At 66.3% G+C, this 14,646-nt stretch carries 9 protein-coding genes; 3 read left to right on the top strand and 6 right to left on the bottom strand.

The annotated features are described in order from the left end of the window. Window positions 1–49: 49 nt before the first annotated feature. The 6 genes from ABZ261_RS21410 to ABZ261_RS21385 all read right to left on the bottom strand — a co-directional run bounded on the left by ABZ261_RS21410 (window position 50) and on the right by ABZ261_RS21385 (window position 9,679). Entirely contained in the window at window positions 50–1,387 is a 1,338-nt protein-coding gene (locus ABZ261_RS21410; protein ID WP_356861410.1) for a hypothetical protein, read from the bottom strand. Window position 1,388: 1 nt separating this feature from the next. Continuing rightward, complete coding sequence (locus ABZ261_RS21405; protein WP_356861408.1) at window positions 1,389–3,164, bottom strand: Hsp70 family protein; 1,776 nt, start codon at window positions 3,162–3,164, stop codon at window positions 1,389–1,391. Continuing rightward, window positions 3,161–4,384 (bottom strand): hypothetical protein, encoded by a 1,224-nt coding sequence (locus ABZ261_RS21400; RefSeq protein WP_356861406.1) that lies wholly within the window; start codon window positions 4,382–4,384, stop codon window positions 3,161–3,163. The genes ABZ261_RS21405 and ABZ261_RS21400 overlap by 4 nt, the downstream gene beginning before the upstream one ends. Continuing rightward, the gene (locus ABZ261_RS21395; RefSeq protein WP_356861404.1) at window positions 4,381–5,289 is read right to left on the bottom strand and encodes a hypothetical protein; all 909 of its coding nucleotides are present in this window, start codon (window positions 5,287–5,289) and stop codon (window positions 4,381–4,383) included. Before ABZ261_RS21395 ends, ABZ261_RS21400 begins: the two co-directional genes overlap by 4 nt. 782 nt (window positions 5,290–6,071) lie before the next feature. Beyond that, entirely contained in the window at window positions 6,072–7,799 is a 1,728-nt protein-coding gene (locus tag ABZ261_RS21390) for a GTPase (RefSeq protein ID WP_356861402.1), read from the bottom strand. Further along, window positions 7,796–9,679, bottom strand: coding sequence for a GTPase (locus tag ABZ261_RS21385; RefSeq protein WP_356861400.1), 1,884 nt, complete (start codon window positions 9,677–9,679; stop codon window positions 7,796–7,798). Before ABZ261_RS21385 ends, ABZ261_RS21390 begins: the two co-directional genes overlap by 4 nt. Before the next feature lie 1,799 nt (window positions 9,680–11,478). Between ABZ261_RS21385 and ABZ261_RS21380 the strand changes: the two genes are divergently transcribed. From ABZ261_RS21380 to ABZ261_RS21370, 3 genes are read left to right on the top strand one after another with little or no spacing between them, the layout of a single operon-like run. Next, window positions 11,479–12,795 (top strand): sugar ABC transporter substrate-binding protein, encoded by a 1,317-nt coding sequence (locus ABZ261_RS21380; RefSeq protein ID WP_356861398.1) that lies wholly within the window; start codon window positions 11,479–11,481, stop codon window positions 12,793–12,795. Window positions 12,796–12,799: 4 nt separating this feature from the next. Beyond that, window positions 12,800–13,786 carry a sugar ABC transporter permease gene (locus ABZ261_RS21375; RefSeq protein WP_356861396.1) on the top strand — a complete coding sequence of 329 codons (987 nt, stop codon included), beginning with the start codon at window positions 12,800–12,802 and terminating at the stop codon, window positions 13,784–13,786. 7 nt (window positions 13,787–13,793) lie between these two features. Beyond that, the gene (locus ABZ261_RS21370; RefSeq protein WP_356861456.1) at window positions 13,794–14,633 is read left to right on the top strand and encodes a carbohydrate ABC transporter permease; all 840 of its coding nucleotides are present in this window, start codon (window positions 13,794–13,796) and stop codon (window positions 14,631–14,633) included. Window positions 14,634–14,646: the final 13 nt, after the last annotated feature.

Below are 14,646 nucleotides of genomic sequence, written 5' to 3'. Positions count from 1 at the left end.
CCTCGAAGGCTCTGGCATCGAGGCCTGCCTCAGGCGCCGGTAACCGGGGTCAGAAGGCTCGCAGCCTCTCGATGTGATGTCTCTGTTGTTTTTCGTCCTGTTCGATGTGCACACTGACAAGCACTCTTTGACCGTCCGGCTTGTAGTAGATGCGGCCAAGTCGCTCGCTTCCCGCGATGCCCGTCGCCAATTCCGTCACCTCAAACCAACCACGCATTCCCGAAAGGTCCTTCCCGACAGGGCGCCCAGAGTCGATTTCAGCAAGTGCTTTCATCGTGGACGCTGGCGAGTCGAGGTTGGCGATCACATCGACTGCATCGAGAACGAACTCAAGGCGGCTGAACGCCCGAGGCAGGAAGTCAATGACGCCCCCGCGTCGAGGCCGTTGCGCGGTCGCGGCGCGAAGTCGTTCCGTCTCTAGGCCCTCAAGTTCCGACACTCTCCCAAGGAGTGCGTCTACCTGCACCGCCAAGTCGTCAGCTCGTGCTCCGCTTTCTGCCGCTTCCGAGTCGGCCGCTCGCACACGTTCCAGCAGCAAGGAGTTCTCGGCAAGAGCGAGTTCTCGAAGTTCCTCGGCGTCAGCGAGGTTCTTCACCAGTTCCGCCGTGTCAGCCATGCCTCCCAGACCTTGTCGGAGCACGGCGAGTTGCTCTTGCAGATCTGAATGACGGCGTTCCGCGAGGGCAACGGATTCTCGGTATCGATGCTCGCTCGCTTCCGCGTTCGCAAGATCGTGACGGAGCTGCGCGACCTCACGTTCAGCCGCCTCGCCCTTGCGTGTCGCGACGTACAGTTGGTTGAGCAGCTCCTCGATCCGAGCGTCGGCATCAGCAAGGCGAGCTGTGGTCGTATTCGTGACTGGCACCGTCGGCGGGGGAGACGACGGCGGTGCGATGACATCCCCGACGAGCGCAAGTGCTTCGGCCTGGCTGCCCTTGAACCGAAGGCGCGCGAACCAGTCGTAGAAGTTGCCGTCATCTGCTGGACGATGGCTGACGTCCCAGCGCTGGATGCTGAGACCCGCGTCCTCAAGCGCTGACACCAAGCTGCTGGCCATGCGCTCCGACGCGTTGAAGACGACGTTATGCCCGTACTGGTTGGTTTCGAGGTGCCACTCGACGTCGAAACCGCTGGTCTTCTCCAGTGGTTCACCGACAAAGGGAGCGTACGGAACCTCTGATCCGGTAAACAGGAAACGATCGCAGTCCGCGAGTTCCCAGCTCGTTCCGTCCAAGTCGATGAGATCGCCCTGCCGGAGTGGGTAGACGGAGCCCGCATACGCGACGCCTGCGTACCCATCGGGAGTCAGACGAATCGGACGGCGGACTCCAGACTCGACTTCCGTTCCGTGGTCAAGCACTCGCACGAGTGCCTTGGCGCTCGCCATGTCACGCCGTTCCGCATCGACACTCCGGGTGCCCCCACTGACGCTTGCAGGCGGCGCACGGCTTGTAGTAAAGGTGTTCCCGCAACTGGGTCTCTGTCGCACCGTCGCGCACGTGCCGGGTGAAGGCCCTTGAATTGTGCCGATACAGCACGTCGCCGGGAACGGTCGCCTGGTCCTTGTCCCTCGCCACATTCGCACGGACGACCAGTCCCGCCTGTGGCACGACCACGGACTCCTCAGGTGCTTTTGGGTGCGCGGCTGCACCTCCGGGCATAGCGGAAGCCGGGAGGCCAAGACCGAACTCCAGGTCGTAGTACGACGCCGTGACTCGATCGTGCTTCTGGCTTGATGACGCCTCGACCGACAACACCAAGTCGTCGTCGAGAACGACCTTCAGCTCGAGGCGCTCGTGCAGTGGCGGCGCGGTCTCGTCGACGCCGAGTGTGATCATTCCCAGGGACGTTCGCCGCTCGCTCGCCTGCGGGTGTGATGACAACGCGGTCGGAGTGGCGATCGGAAATTTCGCCTTCCCATCCGTCGGATCCGCGCAGTACAGGTGGAGGGTTTCGTGCTTGACGTCTCCACCGAGAGGCATTTCAGTGCCCGCAGCGAGGAGTGGCATCAACGACCCACGGGCGAGCTCGAGTTCGATGGGCTTTGCCAGTCGGAGCCTCTGCCTGTCATGCGCGATCCACGCAGCTCCTTGTGAGATCAACGTGGCGCTGTTCGTCGGCACCTCAACTCGGTCCGGACCGAACAGCTCGTGCAGCCGGCTCCGAATCGCGGGCATGGCCGCCATGCCACCGACCACTACGACCAGCGAGACCTGCCCGGGCGCCATCGACAAGCTGCCGAGCAGCGACTCGATCTCATCAATACCTGCCGTCACGAGCGGCCGCGTGATCTCCTCCAGCTCCTGACGAGTGAGCCGGTACTGCAACGTGGCACCTGATTGGAAGTAACTTGGCCGGTAGAACGTCACGTCAACACGGTCAGCCGAGAGCTCGATCTTGTTGCGCTCCGCGTCCTGGAGGAGCCGGAGCTCGGCCTCAGGGATCGCAAGGTCGTCGTCAGTGGCACTTCCGCGAGCCCGAGCACGCTTCACGACCTCGTCGCGAATTACCTTGTCGAACTCGTCGCCGCCGACCTGGGTCGAGCCACCGTTACGAAGTTGTCGCACTTGGTCTTCGTCGACTCGGCAGAGAGTCAAGTCCAGCGTTCCGCCGCCCCAGTCGACAACCAGGACGTTTCGTCGTGCAAGCCGCCGTGCCATCTCTTCTGGGTCGGTTGCTCCCCGGATGAACCCGTACAGGGCGGCGAGCGGCTCATGGACGAACTGGGCTATACGCATCCCGGCCCCGGCGAACGCCTCTCGCAGCGCCGCGCGGCGGTGCCCATTCATGGTCACGGGGATCGTGACCACAGCGTTGTCGAGGCTGCCGAGCACCTTCCGCTGCGGACTGCGCAGGGACTCCGACCGGACGTGCCGCACGACGTCCGCAACGATGTCGACAGGGCTCCGGTCGACGCCTCCGACTGCGATCGCCTCCTCGCCGAGGAGGAACTTCGGCGATTTCACCGTGTTGCCGTGCACCCCAATGCCCGCGGCACCCAACGCGTCCTTGGCATCGCGGCCGACGACTACCTGCTCGCCCTCGTACCGGACGATCGAGGGATGTGGCCGGCCAGTCTCGACGTCCATCACGTCGATCACGCGGTCACCAACTACCACCGAAACAAGGCTATTGGTCGTTCCGAAGTCGAACCCGACGATCACGCGAAGCCTCCAGCCGCGTCCTTCAGCTGCTCGACCTCACGCGTGAGGGCAAGCAGAGAACGGTCGAGGAACTCCTCCGCGACGTCGGGCGCACCGTTCCGGAGTGCGTGCAGACCATCGGTAAGCAGATCGATCTCACCCCCGAGACGCCGGATGATGCGCGTTCGCAGCGTTTCGTAGTCGTCCGCCATATGGCTCTTGTCGACCACTCTGTTATCGCGCTCGGCCGCGAGCTCCTTCTGCAGTCGCACCACGTCGGCAGAGAACGCGTCGGCGCGAGCCAGCGCAGATTGCTCACGCTCCTCGACGGTCGAAAGCTCATTGCGGAGCCGAGTCTCGCGATTCCGAGCAGCGGCAGCCTCACTCTCGAGATGTGTGACCTGCCGTTCCAAGCGGGCGATCCGGGCGAGGTAGTTCGCGCCGACGATCCCGAGCACCTTGTGATCGCTGCTTGCCCCGACCTGGCTGGCGGCTCGCTCCAGCCCTGCTGCCTCCGGGGCCTCGTACCTCCAGAGGGAGTCGTACGACGCATCGATGAACTGATCCAGGGTCCACTCACGTTGGAGTGCGCGGAGGAGTCCGTAGCACGCGATCGCATGCCTGACGAGGCGCTCACTGTCTGCGGCTTTGAACTGCTTCGGGGCCGTTCCAAGTTCGTCGACGACCCGCTGAGCCGCGGCACGCACGTGTTCGATCGAGAGCTGCGGATCCTTGCGGGGATCGACCAGCTGGTCTACCCTGCCCCCGAACACCGGGCTGTGGCCCAGTGCGACTACCGCGAGGTCAACGAGCCGGTTCAACGCCGGTGCGAGGCCACTGTCCTCGGCGCGCTTGAGCGGGACCCCTTGGCGCGCCGCGTACTGAAGCAGCTTGAACGGGGCCGACAACGTTGGGTCTGTCGGCGCGAGAGACTCGACCAGCGCACTCTGTGACGCGATGCCCTCATCGGTAATCGCCAGCTTCTTGAGGTCCTCCCTCGAGATCTCAAGCAGTCGAGCGTTCGACTCGTAGGCGAACGTCAGCAACTCCTCGATCGAGGTAATGATCGGCTTCGGTTTCGTCTTGGACTTGGGCCGCTGTGTCCCGTTCTCCGCAGCGGGTGCCGCTGACGCATTGTCAGTAGATGCGGCCGAGCCGGTGCCATCGCCGGTAGCGGTAGCCGATGCGGGGTCGCTCGGCCCCGACTCCGCGCCGGGCTCTGGAATGGTCTCGTTGCTCAACGTCCTACCTCTTGCAATCGGGTCCGAAATGCTGCGTACCAGGCGCCGGTCTCCTTGGAGTGCCTGAGCGCCTCGCCGTGTCGTGATGCACCATCGATGTCTCCCACAGCGAGCAGCGCCTCAGCCGCGATGAGTCGGACCTTGAATTGGTCCTGGGGCCGGAGCTCGCCCAGCGAGGGCAGTAGCTGGGTGACCATGGATGACTGTGTCCCGTCCAAAGCCGTCGCACCGAGGTCCAGAAGGTCCTCGGTAACGGAGTCGCTCAAGGCCCGATCGAAGCTTCCGTGCGACCGGTCGGCCAGGCTTGTCGTGACGAATGCGCCGCCTGCGAGGAGGGATCGGAACCGCGCCGCGACATCGGAGACACGGTGGCTGTTGGTCTTGCGCACCGCAAGTTCGAACTGGTTGTAGTGCAACGCGACCAACCCGCAGATCGCCTCCGCTGCGGGGCGGTCGAAGGTCGACAGCAGAGAGACCGCACTGTTGTACCGCTGCTCGTAGATCGTCGCGCCCGACGCATCTACCCGGCCGGGGTCCTCGACCGCTTCACGCGCGAGTACGCCGTACAGGTATGCCGCCACACCTTCGCGGTAACGGCGGGCCGTCACCCCGCGGCCGGCACGCATGATGAAGGTGTCGATTGCGTTGAGACTCAACTCGCGGCTGGAGATGAGCTTCTCCAAGGCCTGGTCGACGAGGCAGAGGTCCTCTTCCTCGGCAAGGCAGAAATCGAACTCAAACGTCCGCTCCAGCGGGCCATTGGAGACGGCCACTGCCTGGACGCCGACCTTCACCGACGCGAGGAAGCCGGCGGCTTCAGATGTGGAGGTTTCGCGGCCGTTGACAGTGATGGATTCGACATCCGATGTCACCCAATCGGCGGAGCTGCTGGAACTCGTGACCATCAAGCGCGTGCGCCCGCACTCTCGTCCCCTGAAGAGGAGGATCGGCCGCTTGGTCGCATGACCGTCGAAGCGGTGTGCTCGGCGGGCGCGCTCGGACGAGAAGACGAGTCCACACTCAGCGCAGGGAAACCGAGGGGGCTTTGGCGGGGCTGGCGGTCCGGCCGATTCGAGTCCGGTCGGCTCATGGAACTCCATGTAGCCGGTGTGCCAGAACCCCACGTACCCCCCTGTCACTTGCTGATCCGCGTCCCCTACACCTTCGGAAGGGTAGTCCGAGCACACGAACTTTGCGAGGTGGCCGGTTGAGTGAGATCGACCTGTGATGGGCTGTCATGTCGCGTTCGTGTGGGTGTAGATGTCGGTGCGAGGCCCCTGCACCGTTACAACGGCCGATGATCCGCGGGTACCTGGCCAGCCAGTCCGATGCGATGTGCTTGCTGGTGCGGTCCTGCCAGTCCGGCCGGAAGGCGTACGCGTCTGCCGGGATGTGGGCGGCTTCCGCCAGCAGCAGTTCCTCGTAGGCGTACCGGCATACGACAGTGCGCGGACGGCGCCCGTGCACCTTGACCAGGGCCCGGCCGGTGGGGCCCGCGAGGATGTCCCGCCCCTGAACGTACACAAGATCCTCAACGGCGAGCCCGCAGCCGACACCGAGACAGAGCAGCAGGCAGCACCTGAGGATGCGGGTCTGAGCCAGCTGACTGGCGCAATGTCCGGATTATGCACCGGCCGAGGATCTCGGCCGTCCGTTCGGGAACAGTGATCAGGCCCCGTTTCGACTCTCACGCCTCCAGCGCGGGCGCTCCGAGTTGATCGAGCATTGACTGGGCTTCGATCTGGATCGCGCTGATTTTGCGGTCCAGGTCGGTACGGAAAGCCCTAGCGTCGCGAACTGACCGGTTCACCTCGTCGATCGCGCGGAGCGCCTTGCCGAACTCGTCGTCGAGTTCAAGACGCACCTGGATAAGCGTCTTGCTCGAGATGTCATCGCACTGCGCAAGGACGCGGCCGACCAGGGCGTTCCGGCGGCGCATCTTTTCCTTCGCAGCATGCACCTCCTGACGCTCCTCTTTGACGACCGCATAGGCTTCAAGGGCAACAGGGAGTACAGCGCCGCCGATTTTGGCAACCTTTCCGATGTTGTTCGCCCAGCGCACGGCCTGGTACGGCTTGAACTTGATGTCGACGACCTTTCCAGCCTTGTAGACGATCTTGTGCCCCGCGCTGCCTGCCGACTTCTTGATGCCTTCGCCTGCGCCCCAGACTTTCTGGAAGGCCTTCAGATGCTCGATCGACTTCGGACCCCAGGCTGGGACGCGGGGTTGCTTCCGACCTGGCTGGCGTGCCAGGCCTGGGTCTACCGGGATGTTCTGCGTCTCGATGTCCCCTTGGACATCAAGGGCGAGCAACTGGCGGGCGTACGGTGACGCCTCGATCTCCCGTACCTCGGAGGTCAAGTCGGCAAGCTGAGAGGCCAGGACGGCGCGTACCCCGTCCAGTAACCTCTGGTTCGCCGAGCTCAACTCGTCGTTCAGAGTCACGGAGGCGGCGTCGACCCTAGACCAGTCGCGGTTCGGCGACTCCTGGATCGACTCCACCGTGTCGGCGAGGTGCTCGGCTGCCCGGATACACGCTGTGCGGAACTCGGTTGCCTGCCGTTCGAGGGCCGAGTCCAAGAGCCCGCGGCGCGTTGTGAGCGCACTGCGCTGGCGTGCGAGGACAGTCAAGACTGCTTCCTCGTCGGGGTCGTCTGTGAGCGCGGCGAGTGCCTCGCCCGCGACGAGGGCGACCCGCTGGAGCGCCACACGGAAGCTGGCCAAGTCGCCGCGGGCCCGCGCGATCCGGTTGATCGCGTCCGTGACCTTGTCCATCCGGGACGCCGCGATGCGGCGGGCGGCCCGCGACGGGTCCACCTCTAGCGCTTCCAGGTAGGTTTTGGCGTCGCACTCGACCCATGGCACCTGGTCGGCGAAGCTGCCGAGAGCTTCACGGACCTCGGCCTCCCGCACTCCTTCGGCCGCGCGAAGGCTGCGGCACTTGGTGAGCACCACAAGCAACTGCGGCGCCTTTCGCAGATCCTCGGTGACGTGCCGCAGGTGTTCGACCAAGCGATCATCGAACAAGTCAACAGTGACGGTGAACAACACAAGATCTGCGGAGCGCAGAGCCTCCTCTGCGCGTTCGTCGTGCTCCGGCCGGCCCGCCTGCACGCCCGGGGTGTCGACCAGGTCGACCATGCCGTCCCAGTTGAAGACCTCGACCCTGTCCGTCGTGACCGCCGAGCCCCTCGGAACCTGATACTTGCCATCCGTGAGTGCCTCGATCAAGGTCGACTTGCCGCTGCTGTACTGCCCGGTGAGGACCATCTGGGGACGATGGTGTTCATCCACTGCCAGCATCCGCTGGAGCCTCGACGCATCATCGGGTCGAAGGTTTCGGATCAGCTCGACGAGCCGCTCCGAGAGGTCGCGCGTCACCGCGGGGGCGGAGTGATACAGAAGGTTATTCACGTTGGCACGCTCCTCGGTGCGCTTGGTCGGAAAATCTTCACCGGGGTGCCCAGGTGGTCAGACAGGGTTGCGGACCATGCCTCCAGTACCTGGTTTGGCGCTGGAGCAGTGGTGGTAACGATGGTGCCGTCGGGGCGACAGCGAATGAAGGCCGGTACCCCTTCGGTCAGGCCGAGGACGTATGACATCGCGGACGCGCCCGGCAGGTCAGGTGACGGTGTGCGCCCGAAGGCCAGGAATTCGGGCGAGGACGGCGGGAACAGCCGTGTATCTGCTAGAGCGTCATCAGGCACCTCGACCAAGATGCAGACCCCGGGAAGCCGGGTCACCTTCCCAACGGACGCAGCTAGGCGAGGCCGGCCGTCTATGCGCAGCAGGCAGCGGACCGTCTCGTGGTCGAGGGTGGAGACCGCGGAGTCAATCACCTGCTGCTGACTAGCCAGAAGGTCGGCCACGACCAACGCAGCGGCCTCGGCCTCTGCGCGTCGCACGTGGGAAGTGGTGAGTGTCTCCAGAACCCGCGCGATGGTCCCAGACACCTCGGCCAGCACCTGGGCCTCCAGCTCATTGAGGACCTTGCTGATCTCGGTCCGCAGCAGATCGCGGTTCGCCTCCAAGATTTCCGCTCTGCTCGTGAAAAGTGACTGGACCTTCTTGCGCACCGGAGTGACGAGGAACGAACCGAGGCTCATGACGACGGCGCCGACGACTGTGCCGGCTGGACCTGCCAAAGAACCCACGTACGCGCCAAGCGCCATGGAGGCGAGCGCTCCGCCTGCCCCAACCGCAACCCCGGCTGCTTTCTGCTTCCACAGCCCCCTGAAGTCACGCATTCCGCTGACCTTAAGGTGCGGGCGGACAGCCGTCGTCCATTCGTGCTCGACGGCGACAGCCGCTTCCTCGATCGCTCGCGCGAGGTTGCTGAGCCGTGCTTCCAACCTTTCGTCGAGTTCGGCGACCAAAGCGGCCTGTTCCGTGTCCCATTGCTCGCCGATCTGCGGGCCGAAGTCAGTGACGTTCTGGGGCCACCCCTGCCGTCGGCCGACGAGGCGAACAACGTCGTCCTCCATCCTCTGCATGCAGGCATCGACCAGGCGTACGGTCCGTCGTTCCTGGTCTTCGCGCATCCTCCGGCCGACATCGACGATCTCTCGGGTCTCCCGCTCCACAGCGGCGAGAGCTTCGCTCAACGCCTGTGCCTGCGAGCGAACCTCGTCGGCCTCGCGTAGTACCCGCCGGGCGGTGCGGCGCTTGCGGCTTTCCTGTTCCAGGACGGCGAGCAGGGCGCTAAGGCGGCTCGCTTCCCAAAGGTCGGCATCGTAGTCGCCGTCCGCCCGCGCCTGGCGGGCGGCCTCGGCATGGAGCATTACCTCGGCGACGGGGCGTACGGCGGCAGCGGATAGATGGGAACGGATCATCTTGAAGTGACCCTCGTGCTCGGCGAAGACTGAATCCGGGTCCTCCAGGAACTCCTCGTGGTCCAGATCGTCCACGAGTGGTTTGCGGCAGTTCAATGCCACAACGACAGGCTTACCGCGCGACGCCACGGCACGTAGCTCCTGTGCAGTCTCCTCCTGAAAGGAATCGTTGCTCGCAACCCACAGCACGAGGTCGGCACCGGGGACCTCAGCCATCGCTTGGGCGACGTCATCCGTACCGTCCCTGGCACCCACTCCAGGAGTGTCGACGACCTCAACGTCGTGCAGGTCCACCGCCGGGGCCGCGAAGACGTCGCGCGAGTACCGCTGCCGGCCGTCCCCAATCCGCTCCACAGACCCGCCGGTGAGCGCCGCAAGGAGGGTACTCTTGCCGGCCATCGTCCGCCCCATCAGGACGATCCTCATCGGCGCGCCGACTGGCGGTGCGTCGGTGACCTCCACTGACATAAGGAAGTCGACAAACTGCCTAGTCGTCTTCTCTGCCGAGGCCCCGTCCCGAGACAGCCGGTGAACCTCTGCCAGTGTCGCTCGGCAGGCAGCGACTGCCTCCGCATGCGCGGGAGAGGGGTTATCGCAAGGCGGTTCGGGACCGCGCAACTGGTCCCGAGCGGCAGGACTCCAGCCGTGCCTGTTCTTGCTCGTCAATCGCCCCCCTTGAAGCGCACCCGTCCCCTCGAAGGGTGTCGTGCCAGCGTCATGTTAGGCCGTATGAAGTGCGGTACTTGCGGTGCCGGGCCTGCCCGGCCGGGTAGGTTCCCGGTTTCGCGGGTGGTGTCAAGGTCGGCCGCTGCGCGGTCGCTTCGCGAGCCTTAACACTGCCCGATTGAACCGAGAGTGATCGGCCTTCTCTCCGGGCGGGCCCGGGGAGAAGGCTGCGGGACCGGGAACGAAAGACCGGGGCCTTGCACGCAAGTTACTGCGGATTGCCGCCACGGAGGACCGTGAGCGGTAGTGCCGCAATCGCGGGTACTGCGGTCGGGCTGGACGTTCACGACCGATCGACCGTGGCCTGGGCCCTGGACGGCCTCATCGGCGAGGTCGTCGCCGAACACCTGGTCCCCGACACTGCGGCGGTGGTGGACTGGCTGGAGCGGTTGCCTGGCCCGGTGGCCGTGGCCTACGAGGCCGACTCGACAGGGTTCGGCCGGGTAGCTGGTGGAACGCTTTTGAGGATCTTCGTCTTTTCGACTTCGAAGACGGCATCAAAGGACGACCGTACTTGCCGTCGCGGTCGCGAAGCTCCCAGGTCAGGGGCCGCAGGGCGCGGGATCACCGCGACGCTCATGCATGCATGTGCATATTGCTGGGGAGTGATCTTGCGTCCGACGGGATGTTCGTGAGTATTTAGGCACGCTGTGCCTGGCCAGGGGATTTCGTGAACGACCCACCACGGAAACCCCACGGCTTCGGCCGTGGGGTTCTTTCGTTCGCGCGAGCGGAGGCGCGGGGCCGCCGCGGCGACGCTTCGCGCAGGGGCGCACGGCCCGCGCCGCGCCGGAGCCGCCGGGGTGACGGAGCGGACGATCGCGGTTCCGCCGGAAGGCCCCGCGGCGGGGCGGGTTGCCTGTGTTCCGCCCGACAGGCCCGACGGAATGGCGTCCGGGCCCGGTGGGGCGGCCGGTACTGGCCTCGGAGTGGCTGGCACCGGCTGCCCGGCGGTCGCCTCGTCGTCCGGTGCCCCGTTGAGGGGTGGTCGGCCCTGATGCCAGGCCCGGTACTTCGCTGCGCGACCCGGTCACCCCGCGGCTGGTAGGTCGCCGCCTCGCCGTCGCCCCGGCCCGGCGGCCGGAGTCCCGCTGCCTTGTGCGGCTGGCCCTGCTGTCCGGTGGCCGGCGTCCCACGGCCCTTCCGGTTGGCCCCGTCGCCCGGCGGCCGTATCCCGCAGCCCGCCGGAGGACCGGGGAAGCCTCGCGGCCGGCACGCACTGTGCCGCGCCGGAGGGCGCTCCACGGCACAGGTCGCCCACGCCATGCGTGGCGAGCCGCGCCTGGATCGCCCCGCCTCATTGCCCCCCGCGTTCCCGCCGCGCCGCAGGGTGTTTCCCGTGCCGGCCGCCACGCCGCCGCACCACCACGCCACCACGCGGCCGTGCGGCCGGCCCGACGGGGACATCGGGGCGGTGTCCGCGGCCTCCCGGAGCGGGAATACCGCTGTCGCATCCCTTGACGGGCGTCCCCGGGAGGGATTAACTCACGTCCTAAATTAAGTCATGAGTGCAACCCCGAAGGGACCCGGGAGCCATGCGCAGCATCCGAGCCGCGGCCACAGGCGCCGTCACCCTGTCTCTCGTCCTCGCGGCCACGGCCTGCGGCGGCGGATCGTCCACCGAGGGAGGGTCGAACGACTCGCCGAAGACGCTGACGTACTGGGCCTCCAACCAGGGCGCCAGCGTCGCCGTGGACAAGAAGGTCCTGCAGCCCGAGCTCGACAAGTTCGAGCGGCAGACCGGGATCGAGGTGAAGCTCGAGGTCGTGCCCTGGACGGATCTGCTCAACCGGATCCTGACGGCCACCACGTCGGGTCAGGGGCCGGACGTGATGAACATCGGCAACTCGTGGAGCGCCTCCCTGCAGGCGACCGGCGCCCTGCTGCCGTGGGACGCGAAGAACTTCTCCAGAATCGGCGGCAGAGACCGCTTCCTGGAGTCCGCGCTGGCCTCGACGGGCGTCCGGGGCAAGGACCCGGCCGCGGTGCCGCTGTACTCGATGGCCTACGCGCTGTACTACAACAAGAAGATCTTCGCCGACGCGGGCATCACCAAGCCCCCGGCCACCTGGGACGAGCTGGTCGCCGACGGCAAGAAGATCCGGGCGAAGGGCACTGCGGCGCTCGGCGCCGAGGGCTCCAACCTGGCCGAGAACATCCACCACGTCTTCGTCTTCGCCAAGCAGCACGGCGCGGACTTCTACACCGCCGACGGCAAGCCCGACTTCACCGACCCGAAGGTGGTCGACGCGGTCAAGCAGTACGTCGACCTGATGGCCAAGCACAAGGTCATCCCGACCGGAGACGCCGAGTACGCGCAGAACCAGTCGGTGAGCGACTTCGCCAAGGGCAAGCAGGCGATGCTGCTGTGGCAGTCGGCCTCCGCCAACCTCGCGTCCCAGGGCATGAGCGAGGACGCCTACGGCGTCGCCCCCGTGCCCGTGCAGTCCGGCGCCCCCGGCTCCGGCACCCAGGTCAACTCGATGGTGGCCGGCATCAACATCGCGGTCTTCCGGAACACCCGCAACCTCGACGGCGCGACGAAGTTCGTCAAGTTCATGACGTCCGACGCCGAGCAGAAGGTCCTCAACAAGGCCTACAGCGCCATCCCGCCGGTCAAGTCGGCGCAGAGCGACGCGGCGTTCCGCACCCCCTCCAACACCGTCCTGCTGAACACCCTCGCCACGAGCGCCGCCGCGCTGCCGCAGGTGGCGTCCGAGTCGCAGTTCGAGACGGCGGTGGGCACGGCCGTGAAGGAACTCTTCGCCGACGCCGCCGCCGGACGCGCGGTGACCACCGGCTCGGTCGAGGCGAAGCTGGAGAAGGCCCAGCAGCAGATGCCGGCGGCGTGACCCCATGGCGACCACCGCACTGAAGGAACCGGTGCGCGAGACGTCCCCCGGCGCGGCGCGCCAACCCCGCCGCCGCGCCGGGCGGATCCGCCGCATCGGGCTCCCGTACCTGCTGCTCCTGCCCGCCCTGCTGCTGGAACTCCTCGTCCACCTGGTGCCGATGGTCATCGGCGCCGTGATGAGCTTCAAGGAGCTCACCCAGTTCTACATCCGCGACTGGGGGACTGCGCCCTGGTCCGGCGTCGACAACTACAAGGTGTCGGTGGACTTCGACGCGCCCGTCGGCAAGGCGCTGCTGCACTCGTTCGGCGTCACCGTCGGCTTCACCCTGCTGTCCGTCGGGCTGTGCTGGCTGATCGGCACGGCCGCGGCGGTCTTCATGCAGGGCGCCTTCCGCGGACGCGGCCTGCTGCGCGCCCTGTTCCTCGTGCCGTACGCGCTGCCCGTCTACACGGCCGTGATCACCTGGGTGTTCATGTTCCAGCACGACAACGGCCTGGTGAACCACGTCCTGCACGACCAGCTCCACCTGACCGGCGAACCGTCCTTCTGGCTCATCGGCGACAACAGCTTCTACGCCCTGCTGATCGTGTCGGTGTGGAAGGGCTGGCCGTTCGCCTTCCTCATCGTGACGGCCGGACTGCAGAACATCCCCGGCGAGCTGTACGAGGCCGCCGCGCTGGACGGGGCGGGGATGTGGCAGCAGATCCGCCGCATCACCCTGCCGTCGCTGCGCCCGGTCAACCAGGTGCTCGTCCTGGTGCTGTTCCTGTGGACGTTCAACGACTTCAACACCCCGTACGTGCTGTTCGGCAAGTCCGCCCCCGAGGCCGCCGACCTCATCTCCGTGCACATCTACCAGGCGTCCTTCGTCACCTGGAACTTCGGCACCGGCTCGGCGATGTCCGTCCTGCTGCTGCTGTTCCTGCTCGCCGTGACGGGCGGGTACCTGCTGCTGACCTCACGCGGACGGAGGACCGCCGATGCGTAACTCCCCGATGGCGCCGCCGCGCTCCTTCCTCTGGTCGCGGCGCGTGTTCCTCGCCCTGCTCACCGCCTTCGTGCTGCTGCCGGTGTACGTGATGGTGTCCAGCTCGCTGAAACCTCTCGCCGACGTCACCGGCGAGTTCCGCTGGCTGCCCAGCGAGCTCACCGTCCGCCCGTACATCGACATCTGGTCGACCGTGCCGCTGGCGAAGTACTTCGTGAACTCGCTGATCGTGGCCGGTGCGGCGACCGTCTGCTCCGTCGTCATCGCGGTGTTCGCCGCCTACGCCGTCAGCCGCTACGAGTTCCGCGGCAAGCGCGTGTTCACGGTCACCGTGCTGTCGACGCAGATGTTCCCCGGCATCCTCTTCCTGCTCCCGCTGTTCCTGCTCTACGTCAACATCGGCAACGCCACCGGCATCGCCCTGTTCGGTTCCCGCGGCGGGCTCATCCTCACCTACCTCACCTTCTCCCTGCCGTTCTCCATCTGGATGCTGATCGGCTACTTCGACTCGGTGCCGCGGGACCTGGACGAGGCGGCGCTCGTGGACGGCTGCGGCCCCCTCGGCGCGCTGCTGCGGATCGTCGTGCCGGCCGCGGTCCCCGGGATCGTCGCGGTCGCCGTGTACGCCTTCATGACCGCCTGGGGAGAGGTGCTGTTCGCGTCCGTCATGACCAACGACACCACCCGCACCCTCGCCGTCGGCCTCCAGGGCTACTCCACCCTCAACGACGTCTACTGGAACCAGATCATGGCCGCCTCGCTCGTCGTGAGCGTGCCCGTGGTCGCGGGCTTCCTGCTCCTGCAGCGCTACCTCGTCGCCGGTCTGACGGCGGGCGCCGTCAAGTGACAAACATCCCGCA

Origin of the sequence: Streptomyces sp. NPDC006193, assembly GCF_040613915.1 — a bacterium.
GTDB lineage: Bacteria > Actinomycetota > Actinomycetes > Streptomycetales > Streptomycetaceae > Streptomyces.
Note: the sequence above shows the minus strand (reverse complement) of the source record. Positions and strands in the feature narration are given on the sequence as shown.